Here is a 15,706-nt window from a genome sequence, read left to right on the forward strand (position 1 = left end):
CGGCGAGTAACCCGAATTCGGACCAGTGGTCGATCTCGCCTACACTCGGTGCCGTGCCACGTGGTGACGGTCGACTCAGTCATGATCTGCTCCCCGGCGAGAAAGGACCCCAGGACGCTTGCGGCGTCTTCGGAGTCTGGGCTCCCGGTGAAGAGGTCGCCAAGCTCACTTACTTCGGGCTCTACGCCCTCCAGCATCGAGGCCAGGAATCCGCGGGAATCGCGGTCAGCAACGGCTCGCAGATCCTCGTCTTCAAGGACATGGGCCTGGTCTCCCAGGTCTTCGACGAGACCTCGCTCGGTTCGCTCCAGGGTCATATCGCGGTCGGTCACGCCCGCTACTCGACCACCGGCGCCTCCGTGTGGGAGAACGCCCAGCCGACGTTCCGCGCCACCGCGCACGGATCCATCGCGCTCGGCCACAACGGCAACCTGGTCAACACCGCGCAGCTCGCGGAGATGGTCGCCGACCTCCCCAAGCAGGAAGGCCGTACGCCCCGCGTCGCGGCCACCAACGACACCGACCTCCTCACCGCGCTCCTCGCGGCCCAGGTCGACACCGACGGCAAGCCGCTGACCATCGAGGAGGCCGCCCACGCGGTCCTCCCGCAGGTCCAGGGCGCCTTCTCGCTCGTCTTCATGGACGAGCACACCCTCTACGCGGCCCGCGACCCGCAGGGCATCCGCCCGCTGGTCCTCGGCCGCCTGGAGCGCGGCTGGGTCGTCGCCTCCGAGTCCGCCGCCCTCGACATCTGCGGCGCCGCGTACGTCCGCGAGATCGAGCCGGGCGAGTTCGTCGCCATCGACGAGAACGGCCTCCGTACGTCCCGATTCGCGGAAGCGAAGCCCAAGGGCTGCGTCTTCGAGTACGTCTATCTGGCCCGCCCCGACACCGACATCGCCGGTCGGAACGTGTACCTCTCCCGTGTCGAGATGGGCCGGAAACTCGCCAAAGAGGCTCCGGTCGACGCCGATCTGGTCATAGCGACTCCGGAGTCGGGCACCCCGGCCGCGATCGGCTACGCGGAGGCCTCGGGCATCCCGTTCGGCGCGGGTCTGGTGAAGAACGCCTATGTCGGCCGTACGTTCATCCAGCCTTCGCAGACCATCCGGCAGCTCGGCATCCGCCTGAAGCTGAATCCGCTGAAGGAAGTCATCAAGGGCAAGCGCCTGGTCGTCGTCGACGACTCGATCGTGCGCGGCAACACCCAGCGCGCGCTGGTGCGCATGCTCCGCGAGGCCGGCGCCGCCGAGGTCCACATCCGGATCTCCTCGCCGCCCGTGAAGTGGCCCTGCTTCTTCGGCATCGACTTCGCCACCCGCGCGGAACTCATCGCCAACGGCATGACCATCGAGGAGATCGGTACCTCGCTCGGCGCCGACTCGCTGTCGTACATCTCCCTCGACGGCATGATCGAGGCGACCACCATCGCCAAGCCGGACCTGTGCCGCGCCTGCTTCGACGGCGTGTACCCGATGGACCTCCCGGACCCCGAACTGCTCGGCAAGCAGCTCCTGGAGACCGAGCTGGCGGCGGGTCCCGCCGCCACGGCCGCGGCCGACGCGATCCGTCGCCCGTAGAAGCCTCAGGGGGTCTGGGGGTGTCCCCCAGACAATCCGAACCAACCCGAAAGATCCCAGGCAATGTCTGAGACCACTGGTGCCAGCTATGCGTCCGCCGGCGTCGACATCGACGCGGGCGACCGCGCCGTAGAACTCATGAAGGAGTGGGTGAAGAAGACCCGGCGCCCCGAGGTCCTCGGTGGCCTCGGCGGCTTCGCCGGGCTCTTCGACGCCTCCGCCCTCAAGCGGTTCGAGCGCCCCCTGCTCGCCTCCGCCACGGACGGCGTCGGCACGAAGGTCGACATCGCGCGCCGCCTCGGCGTCTACGACACGATCGGCCACGACCTGGTCGCCATGGTCATGGACGACATCGTGGTGTGCGGTGCCGAGCCGCTCTTCATGACCGACTACATCTGTGTCGGCAAGGTGCACCCCGAGCGTGTCGCGGCCATCGTGAAGGGCATCGCCGAGGGCTGTGTGCTGGCCGGCTGCGCCCTGGTCGGCGGCGAGACCGCCGAACACCCCGGTCTGCTGGGCCCGGACGACTTCGACGTCGCGGGCGCCGGTACGGGCGTCGTGGAGGCCGACCGGCTGCTCGGCGCCGATCGCATCCGGACGGGTGACGCGGTCATCGCGATGGCGTCCTCCGGACTTCACTCGAACGGGTACTCGCTCGTCCGGCATGTGCTCCTGAACCAGGCCGGTCTCGACCTGGACGCGCGCATCGACGAGCTGGGCCGCACGCTCGGCGAGGAACTCCTCGTGCCCACGAAGATCTACTCGCTGGACTGCCTGGCGCTGACCCGCACGACCGATGTGCACGCCTACTCGCACGTCACCGGCGGCGGACTCGCCGCCAACCTCGCCCGGGTCGTCCCGGACGGCCTGCACGCGATCGTGGACCGCTCCACCTGGACCCCGGCCCCGATCTTCGACCTCGTCGGGAAGACGGGCCAGGTCGAACGCCTGGAGCTGGAGAAGACCCTGAACATGGGCGTCGGCATGATCGCGATCGTCCCGGAGGAGTCCGCGGACGTGGCCCTGGAGACCCTGGCCGACCGCGGGGTCGAGGCATGGGTCGCCGGCGAGATCACCGAGCGCGGCGACCACGCGACGGGCGCGGAGATGGTCGGGGACTACTCAGCCTGATGAACGGCAGCACAAAACCCGGTCCGGCGGTGTAGCCCCGGACCGGGTGAGGTGCAGTTGTTCCGGAAATGGCGGAAACTGCTGCGAGGGACGCTGTTGCGTTACGCGCCGCGACGTTGCGACTGGGGACCGGACTCCTCGTCCTCGTCCTCGCCGTCGTCGTTATAGAGATCCGCGTACTGAGCGTACGGGTCGTCTTCTTCCTCGTCGTCGTCCTCGAACGGCTCGCCATTCGGCGGCTGGCTCGAAGTCGAAGCGCCCAGCTCATTGGCCAGACGCGAGAGGTCAGTCCCGCCGCTGCTGTACTTCAGCTGGCGGGCGACCTTCGTCTGCTTGGCCTTTGCCCGGCCGCGCCCCATGGCTCGACCCCCTCGGATACGGGGCTCCGTGGCCCCAGAGTCTTGACACGCGTTCATGATCTGGAACGGACTCTCCGTGGAGAGACCGGTCCGTAGGGCTTCCACGGTACCTGAGCCCGCGCCCATACGGTACGTCGCCCGCAGCACGTGCCGGGCTCCAGGACCCGCGAGGTGCCCTGTACTCGCTGGTCAACCGCGATTTTAACCACTTCTTGGCAGGCGACCCGCCGACGAACGTGAGAGTTCTCTCCAAGTCGTCGCCGACGGGTACCGAAGACGCCTGCCGAGCGGCTGAACGGAACCTCAGCGTCCGCGTGCGCCGACGGCCTCGTGCATCCGCTGCTCGGCGATCCGGTCGGCCGCGGCGGCCGGCGGAATACCGTCTTCCTTCGCACGTGCGAATATTGCCAGCGTGGTGTCGAAGATCTTCGCGGCCTTCGCCTTGCACCGCTCGAAGTCGAACCCGTGCAGCTCGTCGGCCACCTGGATCACGCCACCGGCGTTCACCACGTAGTCCGGCGCGTAGAGGATCCCGCGGTCGGCGAGGTCCTTCTCGACGCCGGGGTGCTCCAGCTGGTTGTTGGCCGCGCCGCACACGATCGTGGCGGTCAGCACCGGCACGGTCGCGTCGTTCAGGGCGCCGCCGAGCGCGCAGGGGGCGTAGATGTCCAGCCCCTCGACGCGGATCAGCGCCTCCGTGTCGGCGACGGCCGTCACGCCCGTCGGGTGCTTGTCGAGGATCCGGCGTACGGACTCCTCGCGCACGTCCGTGATCACGACCTCGGCGCCCTCGTCCCGCAGGTGCTCCACCAGGTGGTGCCCGACCTTGCCGACGCCCGCGATGCCGACCGTACGGCCGCGCAGCGACGGGTCGCCCCACAGGTGCTGGGCGCTGGCCCGCATCCCCTGGAAGACGCCGAAGGCGGTCAGCACGGAGGAGTCGCCGGCGCCGCCGTTCTCGGGGGAGCGCCCGGTCGTCCAGCGGCACTCGCGCGCCACGACGTCCATGTCGGCGACATACGTGCCGACGTCGCACGCGGTGACGTACCGCCCGCCGAGCGAGGCCACGAACCGGCCGTAGGCGAGCAGCAGTTCCTCGGTCTTGTCGCGCTCCGGGTCACCGATGATCACGGCCTTGCCGCCGCCGTGGTCCAGACCGGCCATGGCGTTCTTGTACGACATCCCGCGGGCGAGGTTGAGCGCGTCGGCGACGGCCTCCTCCTCGCTCGCGTACGGGTAGAAGCGCGTACCGCCCAGGGCGGGGCCCAGGGCGGTGCTGTGGATGGCGATGACGGCCTTGAGGCCGCTGGCCCGGTCCTGACAGAGCACGACTTGCTCATGACCGCCCTGGTCGGAGTGGAACAGGGTGTGCAGGACGCCGTTGTCTACGTCGGTCACGGTGGTGACTCCTGGGTAAGTGGCGGCGGTTGGAGACAGGCTCCCGTAGGGGTGGCGGGTACCTGTCGCATGAGCGTAGAGCCTGCGTCGGGCCGCCATCCGTGCAGTGTTCAGGATCACCTACCGAAGGGGGGTGTCCGTGCGACGATTTGCATAGTTTTCCCGCGCGTTCGTGAGCGGGTTCCGGAGGTTTTCCCGACGGTCGGCGGGGGAGGGAGCAGGCGTGCCCAAGAAGGTGTCCTCGGTGATCGTCCCGTACGCGACCTATCTGCGCGTCTACGAGCCGCTGGCCGCCTTCCCCGAGCCCGAGCGCGGCCACTGGACGCGTTACGCCCGCCGCCCCGACCGCCCGTCGTACCAGGACGAACTGCGCCGCGCGCTGGCCGACTTGCTGCCCACCCCGCCGGTCCCGGTGCCGGTGCACGAGAGCGCCGACGCCTTCGTGGTGGAGGTCGACGGCGTGGTCTGCGTCTGCCCCTGGCGCACCCGGCTGCGCGGCTGGCAGGCCCTGGGGGACCTCGCGGAGGAGCTTCCGCCGCCGGTCCTGGACGCCGTACTGCCGCCGCTCGTACGGGACCAGGCCACCCAGGACTACGAGCGCTGGCTGGCCCGGAACCCGGATGCCCGGCCGTGGATCCGGACGGCGACCTGGCAGGTGCCGCTGAACTGGTTCGTGCTCGTCGGCGACGAGGAGCGGCGCTACGACCAGGCCGCCGGGGACGTGCCGCCGATGCTGCGGTACCGGACGCCGATGGTGCAGGCGCGGCGGCGGGTGGCGCGCGCGCTGCGGGCGCTGAAGGAGGCGATGGACGACGGGCCGCTGATCGAGGGTCTGGTGGACGTGGGGCGCTGGCTGGAGGAGTTCCATCCGCGGTCCCTGGTCGAACTGGACTACGGCGGTCTCGTGCACGTCCTGCCGGCCGGCGAGCTGGAGGACGACCACTCGGCGGCGGACGTGGCCGCAGGCATCGAGGCGCTGCGGACCGGGGACGGCGCGGCGGCGGGCGAGGCGTACGGGCGGCTCGTGGAGCGCTGGCGGTCGGTCAAGGACCGGCGCTCGGCGAACTGACGCGGAGCCGGACGGGGGCGGGCTCGCCTTCGAACGTGGCTGACATCTTCGAACAGATGCGCATAGGATTCTTACGGTTCGTCAACACGGGACGTAGGTCCCGATCCGGACGTTTGATGCCAAGCGTGACGGACCGCACGTGCAGATGCCTTGCGCCGCTTGCCCCTCCTCATGCCAAAATAGGACAAGGAGTCCGGGGAGGACTCCATCCGTCATGCTTTGGGCGGAATCTCGGCATTGCGCGCTTTGGGGGGTCTGGATGACTCCTGATCACCCCTGTGACTGATCGTCACAGGGGTGTGACTGTCCGCTATGGCATGGTCCATCGGCTTCCGTCGCTGATGGACACCTGGGAGGGCAATTCCATCGGTTTGGCCTACGCGGTTGGACAGATGGTGTAGTTGTAGTGCCGAGGACAAGCCGTTCGTCCTATAACCGACTCGACCCGCACACGCCATTTCGGGCAACGCGGGTCAAGGTGCAGAATTTAGAGGAAAGAACCGAGAAGGTTCGGTTCTCCCGAGGAGGCCGCTCATGACCGCTCGCACCCCTGATGCCGAGCCGCTGCTGACCCCGGCTGAGGTCGCCACGATGTTCCGTGTGGACCCCAAGACGGTCACGCGGTGGGCGAAGGCCGGCAAGCTCACTTCGATTCGCACGCTCGGCGGACACCGCCGTTACCGCGAGGCGGAGGTCCGTGCCCTGCTCGCGGGCATTCCGCAGCAGCGCAGCGAAGCCTGACCAACTGAATAAGGGCACGACGGCTAGTCCCCCAACCGGCCAAGGTGCCCGACAGCACAGCTCCAAGCGACGCGGGTTCTGCCCCAACAGGGCCCACGCCCAACGCTTTTGAAGCAACTTGAACAGGGTGCGTCGTAGATCGCGCTGGACTCCGCCGGGTCCAGCGCGATCTTTTTTGTGCCTGGTCGTGGGTCTGTGCGCGGCCGACAGGCCCTGGGCGCGGGGTCCTGTGAGGGACCTTGTCGGAGTCTGGGGAGGGGTGTCGGATCTCCTGTGCGCGATCCTTCGTAGGGGTGCAATTGCACATATTAAATTGACCAGTTGTAGGTGAGTCGTAAGTTCCGACGTTTCAAAAACTTATGCGGTGACACCCGTCACATGCCAGATGGCTTGTTGCCTCTGACCTATGTGCGCTAGGAGCTTCCGCTCTCCGGGTCGTCCTCCGGCTCCCGCGGTGGCGGGGCGTCCATCGCCAGCCGCAGCAGGCGGTGGCAGATCGAGCAGTGCCGGGTCGCATGACGGTAGGAGCTGGCGGCCGACAGATGCGCACGGAGCAGGGCCCGCGTCTCGTGCCTGACCGAAGCCGCCATGTGCCACCTCCGTGGCCCTGCGTTGAACGGGGCCTGGTTTCTGGGTACCTGGAGGGTTGGGCGGCGTCAAGGGGGCGTGGGGCTCGGCCGGTCACGGGGGCTCACGGGCACCGTCCCTGGGGGCTGCGCCCCCAGACCCCCTTCGGCCCTGAAGGGGCATCGTCCTCAAACTCCCCCAGAGGGGGGACCCCCAACGGGCTGAGTGGTGCGGGCCGGTGCTGACAAGCCGCCGTACGTGCACGAAAAAACCCACCGCCCGAAGGAGGTGGGTTTCATTCACTGCGGTCCTGACGGGATTTGAACCCGCGGCCTCCACCTTGACAGGGTGGCGAGCACTCCAAGCTGCTCCACAGGACCTTGATTCGCGGCACTTGATGGTGCGTTGTGCCGCGAGATGAGACTGTACAGGAGGCGGGCCCGCCTGGTCGAACTCACTCGGTGTACAGGCGCCGTTACGGTGCGGCCGCGTCGATCGCCTTCACGATCCGCTTGTCGGAGACGGCGTACGCCGTGCCGAGCGCGTGGGCGAAATAGCTGACCCGGAGCTCCTCGATCATCCAGCGGATGTCCCGGACGGAGGACGGAACCGGGCGGCCCTGCGGGAGTTGCTCCAGCAGCCACGCGTACTCGTCCTGCATCTCGTGGACCTTCTCCATGCGGGTGGTGTCCCGCTGGACCCCGGTCGGCATCTGTTGGAGACGGCGGTCCGCGGCCACCAGGTAGCGCATCAGGTCGGGGAGACGACGTATCCCCGCCGCCGTGACGAAGCCCGGCTTCACGAGGGCGTCCAACTGGGCGCGTACGTCCGCGAGGTTGGGGAGGAGCGCGGGGCTGTGTGCCGCCTTCAGACGGCGCTCACAGGCCTGCCAGGCGGCCAGCACCTGTTGGACCTGGCCCACCGCGCGGACCGTCGTGTCGACGATCTCGGCGCGCACCTTCTCGTAGAGCTTCCGGTACGACTCCTCGTCCCACGCCGGGCCGCCGAAGTCGCCGATCAGCTTGTCCGCCGCCGCCAGCGCGCAGTCGTCGAACAGCGCCTGGATCGAACCGTGCGGATTCGCGGACAGGGCCAGCTTCTGCGCGTTCGTGAGCTTCTCGGACGCGAACTTCGCCGGATTCACCGGGATGTTGCGCACGATGAGCCGGCGCGTACCCTTCCACATCGCCTCCGCCTGCTCCTCCGCCGTGTCGAAGAGCCGTACGGAGACGGTGTCGCCGTCGTCGACCAGCGCCGGGTACGCCTTCACCGGCTGGCCGGCCCGGCGGGTCTCGAAGACGCGGGTGAGGGAGCCGATCGTCCAGTCGGTGAGGCCCGTGCGCTCCAGGGACTCGCCGCCCTCGCGCTCGGCCGTCGCCGCGGCGGCCTGCGAGATGGCCTGGCGCGCCTTCGGCTTCAGGCGGACCTTCAGCGCCTCCAGGTCCTTGTCCTCGGCGATCTTGCGGCGCCGCTCGTCCACGATCCGGAAGGTGATGAGCAGGTGGTCCGGGACCCTCGACCAGTCGAAGTCGTCGGCGGTGAAGGGGACTCCGACCATGCGCTTCAGCTCGCGCGCCATCGTCGTCGTCAACGGCTCCTGCATGGGGGTCGCCACCGCCAGGAAACGCTGCGCGAAGTTCGGGGCCGGGACGTAGTTGCGGCGGATCGGCTTCGGGAGGGAGCGGATCAGCTCCGTCACCACCTCTTCCCGCAGCCCCGGAATCTGCCAGTCGAAGCCCTCGTCCGTGACCTGGTTCAGGACCTGGAGCGGGATGTGGACCGTGACGCCGTCCGCGTCCGCGCCCGGCTCGAACTGGTACGTCACCCGGAACTTGAGCCGTCCCTGATGCCAGGAGTCCGGATAGTCGGCCTTGCTGATGTCCCCCGCGCGCTCGTTGATGAGCATCGAGCGCTCGAAGTCGAGCAGTTCGGGTTCTCTGCCTTCTTCGGTCCGCTTGTGCTTCCACCAGGAGTCGAAGTGGGCGCCGGAGACGACGTGTTCGGGTACCCGCTGGTCGTAGAAGTCGTAGAGCGTCTCGTCGTCGACCAGGATGTCCCGGCGGCGGGCGCGGTGCTCCAACTCCTCGACCTCGGTGAGGAGTTTGCGGTTGTCGGCGAAGAACTTGTGGTGCGTGCGCCAGTCGCCCTCGACCAGGGCGTTGCGGATGAACAGCTCGCGGGACGCCTCCGGGTCGATCCGGCCGTAGTTCACCTTGCGCTGGGCGATGATCGGGACGCCGTAGAGCGTGACCTTCTCGAAGGCCATCACGGCCGCCTGGTCCTTCTCCCAGTGCGGTTCGCTGTACGTCCGCTTGAGGAGGTGGCCGGCGAGGGGCTCGACCCACTCGGGCTCGATCTTGGCGTTGACGCGGGCCCAGAGGCGTGAAGTCTCCACCAGTTCCGCCGACATGACGAAACGCGGGGTCTTCTTGAAGAGGGCCGAGCCGGGGAAGATCGCGAACTTGGCGCTGCGGGCGCCCAGATACTCGTTCTTCGCGCCGTCCTTCACGTCCTTCATGCCGATGTGCGAGAGCAGTCCGGCGAGGAGGGAGACGTGGACGCTCTGCTCGGCCGCGTCCTCCTCGTTGAACTGGATGCCCATCTGCTTGGCCACCGTGCGGAGTTGGCTGTAGATGTCCTGCCACTCGCGGATCCGGAGGAAGTTCAGGTACTCCTGCTTGCACATGCGACGGAACGCGGACGAGCCGCGCTCCTTCTGCTGTTCGCGGATGTACCGCCACATGTTGAGGAACGCGAGGAAGTCGCTCGACTCGTCCCGGAAACGGGCGTGTTGCTGGTCGGCCTGGGTCTGCTTCTCGGCGGGGCGCTCGCGCGGGTCCTGGATGGAGAGCGCGGCGGCGATCACCATGACCTCGCGCACACAGCCGTTCTTGTCGGCCTCCAGGACCATGCGGGCGAGCCGCGGGTCCACGGGGAGCTGGGCCAGCTTGCGGCCGGTCTGCGTGAGGCGGTTGCGCGGGTCCTTCTCGTCCGGGTCCAACGCGCCCAGTTCCTGGAGGAGTTGGACACCGTCGCGGATGTTGCGGTGGTCCGGCGGGTCGATGAACGGGAACTTCTCGATCTCCCCGAGCCCGGCCGCGGTCATCTGCAGGATGACGGAGGCGAGGTTCGTCCGCAGGATCTCCGCGTCGGTGAACTCCGGGCGCGCGAGGAAGTCGTCCTCGGAGTACAGGCGGATGCAGATGCCGTCCGACGTACGGCCACAACGGCCCTTGCGCTGGTTGGCACTTGCCTGGCTGACGGCCTCGATGGGCAGCCGCTGCACCTTCGTCCGGTGGCTGTAGCGGCTGATCCGGGCGAAGCCGGGATCGATGACGTACTTGATCCCCGGGACGGTGAGGGAGGTCTCGGCGACGTTCGTCGCCAGAACGATCCTTCGCCCGGTGTGCTGCTGGAACACGCGGTGCTGCTCGGCGTGCGAGAGGCGTGCGTAGAGCGGGAGGACTTCCGTGAAGCGGTAGTTCTTCTTCGTCAGCGCGTCGGCGGTGTCGCGGATCTCCCGCTCCCCGGAGAGGAAGACGAGGATGTCGCCCTTGCCCTCGCCCTGAAGCTCCTCCACGGCGTCACAGATCGCGGTGATCTGGTCGCGGTCGGAGTCCTCGGACTCGTCCTCCAGCAGCGGGCGGTACCGCACTTCCACCGGATACGTCCGGCCGCTGACCTCGATGATCGGGGCCTCGCCGAAGTGCCGGGAGAACCGCTCCGGGTCGATGGTCGCCGAGGTGATGACGACCTTCAAGTCCGGGCGCTTGGGCAGCAGTTGGGCGAGGTAGCCGAGCAGGAAGTCGATGTTGAGGGACCGCTCGTGGGCCTCGTCGATGATGATCGTGTCGTAGGCGCGCAGTTCGCGGTCGGTCTGGATCTCGGCGAGCAGGATGCCGTCCGTCATCAGCTTGATGAACGTCGACTCCTGGTTCACCTGGTCCGTGAAACGGACCTTCCAGCCGACGGCCTCGCCGAGCGGGGTGTCCATCTCCTCCGCGATGCGCTCGGCGACGGTGCGCGCGGCGATACGGCGGGGCTGGGTGTGCCCGATCATGCCGCGGACGCCACGGCCGAGTTCGAGACAGATCTTGGGGATCTGGGTCGTCTTGCCGGAGCCGGTCTCACCGGCCACGATCACGACCTGGTGATCGCGGATCGCGGCCGCGATGTCGGCCTTCTTCTGGCTGACCGGCAGCTGCTCCGGATACGAGATCGCCGGGATGCGGGTGCGCCGCGCGGCCATCCGCTCCTCGCCGCGGGCCACCTCGGCCTCGATCTCGGCGAGGACGGCGGCGCGGGCCTCCGGCTTACGGATCCTGCGCGCGCCTTCGAGCCTGCGCCCGAGCCGGTGCGCGTCGCGCAGGGTCAGCTCGGTCAGGCGGGGGGCGAGGTCGCCGAGGGCGGGGGCGGAAGTGCCGGGCGCGGAGGCGGGGTGCGTAGACATACGCCGTCCAGGATCTCACCTCCGCGAAATTCCTGGCGAATGGTTTGCCGGCGGGGGGTGTGCGGGTGGGTCAGGGTGCCGACGCCGGAGTGGTGGGGGTGGGGACGGTGGGCGTTCCCGGGGGCTCCGCCCCCAGACCCCCGTCGGCCTGAACGGCCTCGTCCTCAAGCGCCGGACGGGCTGACTGCTGCCGCTCGGCGTCCTGCTGCCTGCCGGCCTCCTTGGACATCGACTGGGCCGTGTTCGACACGGCCTTGATGCCCAGGTACGCCGTCGTCAGTCCCGCCATCGCGGTGAACGCCGAGGTCAGGACACCCACGATCACCGCCCGGTCGCCGTCCAGCTGCCAGACGCCGAAGATCGCCACCGCCGTGATCGCGATGTTGCTGCCGACCACCGCGAGCAGCCCGTACCGCGCCCGTATCTTCTCCAGGTCGATGTCCTGGCCCATCGCGCCCCACCCTGTGTCGTCCGGGTTACGACGAAAGCCCCGTCCCGGTGGGACAGGGCTTTCGATCCGGTGGCTGGGGCCGGGGTCGAACCGGCGACCTATCGCTTTTCAGGCGATCGCTCGTACCAACTGAGCTACCCAGCCACGAGATTCCTCGCGGAATCTCAGCGGTCCTGACGGGATTTGAACCCGCGGCCTCCACCTTGACAGGGTGGCGAGCACTCCAAGCTGCTCCACAGGACCTTGCTGTTGCGCGCGAACTGGCGGAGCCAGTGTCGCACACGGTGTTGCGTGCCCCCAACGGGATTCGAACCCGTGCTACCGCCTTGAAAGGGCGGCGTCCTAGGCCGCTAGACGATGAGGGCTATCGGCCCGCCTGGGCGCTTCTCAGCGCGTCGGGGACGTGAGAAGCATATGGGATGGCGGGAGGTATCGCCAAAACGGTTTACGGGGCCGATGGGGAGGGGCTCGGGGAGGGGGTCCGGGACGGACTCGGGGACGGACTCGGGGACGGACTGGGGGACTGGACCGCGCCCGGCAGGTTCTCCTTCGGGAGGTGGCGGCTGACCTCTGCCGTCGTCAGGCCGAGGCCGCCGAGTTTGATCTCGTCCCAGGCCTGGAGGCGGTGGGTGTCGCGGTCGATGTAGAGGATCGACGCCTCGATCGGGTCGGGGTACTTGCCTTCCACCGCGCGCAGACCGCTGCCGCCCGTCGAGCCCTCGATGCGCAGGCGCGTGCCGTGCTTCATGACCTCGGTGCCCTCGTGGTGGAGGTGGCCGGCCAGGACGAGGGGGACCTCGCCGTCGGTCTGGCGGGCCGCCGACGGTTCGTGGACCAGGGCGATGTCGACCGGGGTGCCGGCGGTCTGCTGGTCGCGGAGGGAGGAGGCGAGTTGGTCGCCGGCGAGTTCCTCCGCGTTGTTCGCGCCCGGGGCGGTCGAGCGGTCCGGGGTGAACTGGGGGTCGCCGATGCCCGCGAAGCGTATGCCCGCGACCGTTTCCGCCCGGCCCCCGTCCAGGACGTGCACGTTCTTCATCTTCTCCAGGTACCGCTGGGTGGCGAGGGAGTCGTGGTTGCCCCTGACCCAGACGTAGGGCGCGCCCAGGTCGGCGATCGGGTCGAGGAAGCCGTTCTCGGCCGTCGTGCCGTGGTCCATGGTGTCGCCGGTGTCGACGATCACGTTCACCTTGTACTGCTCCACCAGCGACGCGATGATCTTCCAGCTCGCGGGGTTCAGGTGGATGTCCGAGACGTGCAGGACGCGGATCGTGGTCGGGTCCGGCTGGTAGGCGGGGAGGGTGGACGTGACGTCGTAGAGCTTCGTCACGTTCGTCACCAGGCGGGCCAACTCCTTCTGGTAGACGTCGAATTCGGTGACGATGTTGCGCGCGTTGCCGACCAGGGACGGGGCGGAGGAGAGCAGGCCGGAGAACTTCGGTTCGAGGATCGACTTCGGGTTCCAGGTCGCGTACGCCGTCGCTCCGGACGCCGCGAGGAGGGCCAGGGCGAGGCCGCCGGCGGCGAGGGCCCGGCGGGGGCGGCGGTAGACCGCGAGGCCGAGGGTCGTCGCGCCGAGGACCACGGCCGCGCACGACCGTACGGCGAGGTCGAGGGTGCCGTGTTCGACGTCACGGGCGACCTCGGCCTGGAGGCCGGAGATGCGTTCGGGGTGGTCGACGAGGGACTGGGAGCGTTCCGGGTCGAGCTGGTCGACGTTGACGTCCAGGCGGACCGGGGCGTGGTGGCTGTCGAGGGACAGGGCGCCGAGCGGGGACACGTTGATCTTCGTGCCGCCGGTGAGGGACGGGCGCAGGGTCATGGTCGTGTTCATGGGGCCGACCTGGGCCCGTACGTTGCCCACGATCAGCAGGCCGAGCCAGGCCCCGACCACGACGACCATGACGAGGCCGAGGGCGCGGGGCCAGGGGTGGGGCTGGGGGACGAGTTCGAGGCTGGGGCGGGGACGGCGGGCGCGGTACTGGCGGATCAGGGCGTGCTGGGTTCGGCGGAGGCGGTTCAGGGCTGCGACGGGGACGCGGGCCATTGGTCCCGTATGCCCAGAGGTGGGGGTGGGTATGCGGGGCGGGTCGCGGGAATGGGGGCAGGCCCTGTTCGAGGAGAGCGGCGGTGACTGATCGGCGCCGTTGAGCGGGGTGCGATGCGCGCCGGGAGCCCTCCGTCGTCGTAGGAAACGGGGCGTCGGCGGGGGGGCTCCGCGCCCTGGAAGGGGCGCGGGGAACCGCGCGACAAGCCCCCACCGGCGCGCGGCCGAGGAACCGCCACCCGGCGGAGCGCCTAGGGCCTGTCCGGCTGACCAGGTCGCAGGGAAATGAAGGGCAGCTGCTCAGAGCCGTTGAGCGGGGTGTGGTGCGTGCGGCCGCAAGGCGGAGGAGGGAGTCGACGTGGTGGGGGCACCTCCCGGCCGACGGCTGGGGGACGTCGGCGAGCGACGACAACGCGGCTGGGGGTCCCCCACGCCTTTAGGGCAGTGGGGGAGTGCGCGCCAGGCCCCGCGTCTGCGACAGGATCCGCCGGACAGGCCCTAGCCCCAGCCCAGTTCGTGCAGCCGCTCGTCCTCGATGCCGAAGTGGTGGGCGACTTCGTGGACGACGGTGACGGCGACCTCGTGGACGACGTCCTCGGTGGTCGCGCAGTAGCGCAGGGTCGGGCCCATGTAGATCGAGATCCGGTCGGGCAGGACGCCGGCGTACCACTCGCCGCGCTCGGTGAGCGGTGTCCCCTCGTAGAGGCCGAGCAGCTCGGGGTCGGACGGGTCGGGTTCGTCCTCGACGAACACGGCCACGTTGTCCATGACCCGCGTCAGCTCGGGCGGGATCCGGTCCAGGGCCTCACTCACCAGCTCTTCGAACGTCTCGCGTGTCATTTCCAGCACAGGCCCATTGTCCGGGACGAACGCCGGTTCGGGGGCGCGGTCGGGCCCGAAGGTCCGGGAGCAGGGCGGCTGTGCGCTCCAGTTGCTCGCGCTGACCGCGCAGATCCAGGGCGGCCAGGCGGGTGACGAGGTGCCGGGCGCCGGCGGCGACGTACCGGCTCAGACGTTCGCCGACCTGCTCGGCGGTGCCTGTGACGACCGCCTGGATCTTCTCCAGTTCGGTGCGGGGCATGCCGTAGGTGGCGCGGGCGTAGTCGTCCGTCGCCCGGTGCGCGTGCGCCGTGTCCTCGTCGTCCCCGTCGATTCGTACGGTGACGAAGAGCGCCGGGGTGACGGCCTCGGGAGCGCGGCCCGCGGCGGCTGCCGCCTGGTGGATGTCGTGCAGGCCGGTCGTGTAGTCGGCGGGGTCGGGCGGGTAGGGGAACCAGCCGTCGTAGAGGCGGCCGGTGCGGGTCAGGGCCGTCGGGGTCGCGCCGCCGAGCCAGATGGGCGGGCCGGCGGGGCGGTACGGCCGTAGGGCGGGCGGGAGGTCGGTGAAGTGGTGGAACTCGCCGTGGAAGGAGTCGGCGCCGTTCCAGAGGGCACGCCACAGCGCGACCGTCTCGTCGAGGCGGGCGAAGCGGCGGGCCCAGGGGACCTCGGAGAGGTCGTAGAAGGGGCGTCCGAAGCGGCCGGGGTAGCCCGCGCCGACCGCGAGGGTGAGTCGGCCGCCGGAGAGGAGGTCGATGGAGGCGAGGGACTGGGCGGCCTGGACGGGGCGGCGCAGGAAGGGGAGGAGGGCGCCGGTGCCGAGGGTCGCCCTCTCGGTGGCCGGGGCGAGGGCGGCGAGCATCGTGAGGGCTTCGATGCGGGGGCTGATCAGGGAGTCGTTGACGAAGAGCGAGGTGAAGCCGAGGTGTTCGGCGGTGCGGCCGAGGGCGATCAGGTCGCGCGGGTCGTCGGCCGCGTCCCACTGGGCGGTTCCGGTCGGGATCAGTACGCCGACGTCGATGGTGTCCATGGGCCGATGCTCATCGGGGGCGGGCATGGTCTCAATTCCCTGTGGGGAATGGCCGGTTGGCCCGGGT

At 69.3% G+C, this 15,706-nt stretch carries 12 protein-coding genes and 4 tRNA genes; 4 read left to right on the forward strand and 12 right to left on the reverse strand.

Annotated elements, in window-relative coordinates; translation table 11 throughout:
* The first annotated feature begins 53 nt into the window (after positions 1-53).
* Positions 54-1,580 (forward strand): amidophosphoribosyltransferase, encoded by a 1,527-nt coding sequence (gene purF / locus OG226_RS26635; protein ID WP_328681851.1) that lies wholly within the window; start codon positions 54-56, stop codon positions 1,578-1,580.
* A gap of 63 nt (positions 1,581-1,643) precedes the next feature.
* Positions 1,644-2,711 carry a phosphoribosylformylglycinamidine cyclo-ligase gene (gene purM, locus OG226_RS26640; RefSeq protein WP_328681853.1) on the forward strand — a complete coding sequence of 356 codons (1,068 nt, stop codon included), beginning with the start codon at positions 1,644-1,646 and terminating at the stop codon, positions 2,709-2,711.
* 101 nt (positions 2,712-2,812) lie between these two features.
* Here the strand turns inward: purM and OG226_RS26645 are convergent, their stop codons facing one another.
* Both OG226_RS26645 and OG226_RS26650 read right to left on the reverse strand, forming a co-directional pair.
* Positions 2,813-3,070, reverse strand: coding sequence for a DUF3073 domain-containing protein (locus tag OG226_RS26645; RefSeq protein ID WP_329350237.1), 258 nt, complete (start codon positions 3,068-3,070; stop codon positions 2,813-2,815).
* A 303-nt stretch (positions 3,071-3,373) separates the two neighbouring features.
* Positions 3,374-4,468, reverse strand: coding sequence for a Leu/Phe/Val dehydrogenase (locus OG226_RS26650; protein WP_328681857.1), 1,095 nt, complete (start codon positions 4,466-4,468; stop codon positions 3,374-3,376).
* 223 nt (positions 4,469-4,691) lie between these two features.
* On the opposite strand from OG226_RS26650, the gene OG226_RS26655 reads away from it, so the two are divergent.
* Both OG226_RS26655 and bldC read left to right on the forward strand, forming a co-directional pair.
* On the forward strand, positions 4,692-5,537 hold the full coding sequence (locus tag OG226_RS26655; protein ID WP_329350238.1) for a hypothetical protein: 846 nt from the start codon (positions 4,692-4,694) through the stop codon (positions 5,535-5,537).
* A gap of 534 nt (positions 5,538-6,071) precedes the next feature.
* A complete protein-coding gene (bldC, locus tag OG226_RS26660) occupies positions 6,072-6,278 on the forward strand; it encodes a developmental transcriptional regulator BldC (protein WP_003949541.1) in 207 nt (68 codons plus the stop codon).
* A 413-nt stretch (positions 6,279-6,691) separates the two neighbouring features.
* Here bldC and OG226_RS26665 read toward each other — a convergent pair whose 3' ends face one another.
* The 10 genes from OG226_RS26665 to OG226_RS26710 all read right to left on the reverse strand — a co-directional run bounded on the left by OG226_RS26665 (position 6,692) and on the right by OG226_RS26710 (position 15,639).
* Positions 6,692-6,868: a DUF6274 family protein gene (locus OG226_RS26665; protein ID WP_329350239.1), complete on the reverse strand. Its 177-nt coding sequence runs from the start codon at positions 6,866-6,868 to the stop codon at positions 6,692-6,694.
* 282 nt (positions 6,869-7,150) lie between these two features.
* Positions 7,151-7,225, reverse strand: a tRNA-Asp gene (locus tag OG226_RS26670).
* A 95-nt stretch (positions 7,226-7,320) separates the two neighbouring features.
* Positions 7,321-11,295 carry an ATP-dependent RNA helicase HrpA gene (gene hrpA, locus OG226_RS26675; RefSeq protein WP_329350240.1) on the reverse strand — a complete coding sequence of 1,325 codons (3,975 nt, stop codon included), beginning with the start codon at positions 11,293-11,295 and terminating at the stop codon, positions 7,321-7,323.
* 70 nt (positions 11,296-11,365) lie between these two features.
* Positions 11,366-11,746, reverse strand: coding sequence for a hypothetical protein (locus OG226_RS26680; RefSeq protein ID WP_329350241.1), 381 nt, complete (start codon positions 11,744-11,746; stop codon positions 11,366-11,368).
* Between the two features lie 70 nt (positions 11,747-11,816).
* Positions 11,817-11,890 (reverse strand) — tRNA-Phe (locus OG226_RS26685).
* A 24-nt stretch (positions 11,891-11,914) separates the two neighbouring features.
* Positions 11,915-11,989: transfer RNA gene (locus OG226_RS26690), tRNA-Asp, on the reverse strand.
* A 49-nt stretch (positions 11,990-12,038) separates the two neighbouring features.
* Positions 12,039-12,111 (reverse strand) — tRNA-Glu (locus tag OG226_RS26695).
* 80 nt (positions 12,112-12,191) lie between these two features.
* On the reverse strand, positions 12,192-13,790 hold the full coding sequence (locus OG226_RS26700) for a metallophosphoesterase family protein (RefSeq protein WP_328681867.1): 1,599 nt from the start codon (positions 13,788-13,790) through the stop codon (positions 12,192-12,194).
* A 498-nt stretch (positions 13,791-14,288) separates the two neighbouring features.
* The gene (locus OG226_RS26705; RefSeq protein ID WP_328681869.1) at positions 14,289-14,639 is read right to left on the reverse strand and encodes a metallopeptidase family protein; all 351 of its coding nucleotides are present in this window, start codon (positions 14,637-14,639) and stop codon (positions 14,289-14,291) included.
* Positions 14,596-15,639, reverse strand: coding sequence for an LLM class flavin-dependent oxidoreductase (locus tag OG226_RS26710; RefSeq protein WP_329350242.1), 1,044 nt, complete (start codon positions 15,637-15,639; stop codon positions 14,596-14,598). The genes OG226_RS26705 and OG226_RS26710 overlap by 44 nt, the downstream gene beginning before the upstream one ends.
* Positions 15,640-15,706 lie beyond the last annotated feature (67 nt).

The organism is Streptomyces sp. NBC_01261 (genome assembly GCF_036226385.1).
Taxonomy (GTDB): domain Bacteria; phylum Actinomycetota; class Actinomycetes; order Streptomycetales; family Streptomycetaceae; genus Streptomyces.

Bases quoted from the DNA above. Each gene is read 5' to 3' on its own strand.
- hrpA (WP_329350240.1), bottom strand. From the start codon at position 11,295: ATGTCTACGCACCCCGCCTCCGCGCCCGGCACTTCCGCCCCCGCCCTC.
- bldC (WP_003949541.1), top strand. From the start codon at position 6,072: ATGACCGCTCGCACCCCTGATGCCGAGCCGCTGCTGACCCCGGCTGAG.
- OG226_RS26700 (WP_328681867.1), bottom strand. From the start codon at position 13,790: ATGGCCCGCGTCCCCGTCGCAGCCCTGAACCGCCTCCGCCGAACCCAG.
- OG226_RS26645 (WP_329350237.1), bottom strand. From the start codon at position 3,070: ATGGGGCGCGGCCGGGCAAAGGCCAAGCAGACGAAGGTCGCCCGCCAG.
- purM (WP_328681853.1), top strand. From the start codon at position 1,644: ATGTCTGAGACCACTGGTGCCAGCTATGCGTCCGCCGGCGTCGACATC.
- OG226_RS26680 (WP_329350241.1), bottom strand. From the start codon at position 11,746: ATGGGCCAGGACATCGACCTGGAGAAGATACGGGCGCGGTACGGGCTG.
- OG226_RS26665 (WP_329350239.1), bottom strand. From the start codon at position 6,868: ATGGCGGCTTCGGTCAGGCACGAGACGCGGGCCCTGCTCCGTGCGCAT.
- OG226_RS26710 (WP_329350242.1), bottom strand. From the start codon at position 15,639: ATGGACACCATCGACGTCGGCGTACTGATCCCGACCGGAACCGCCCAG.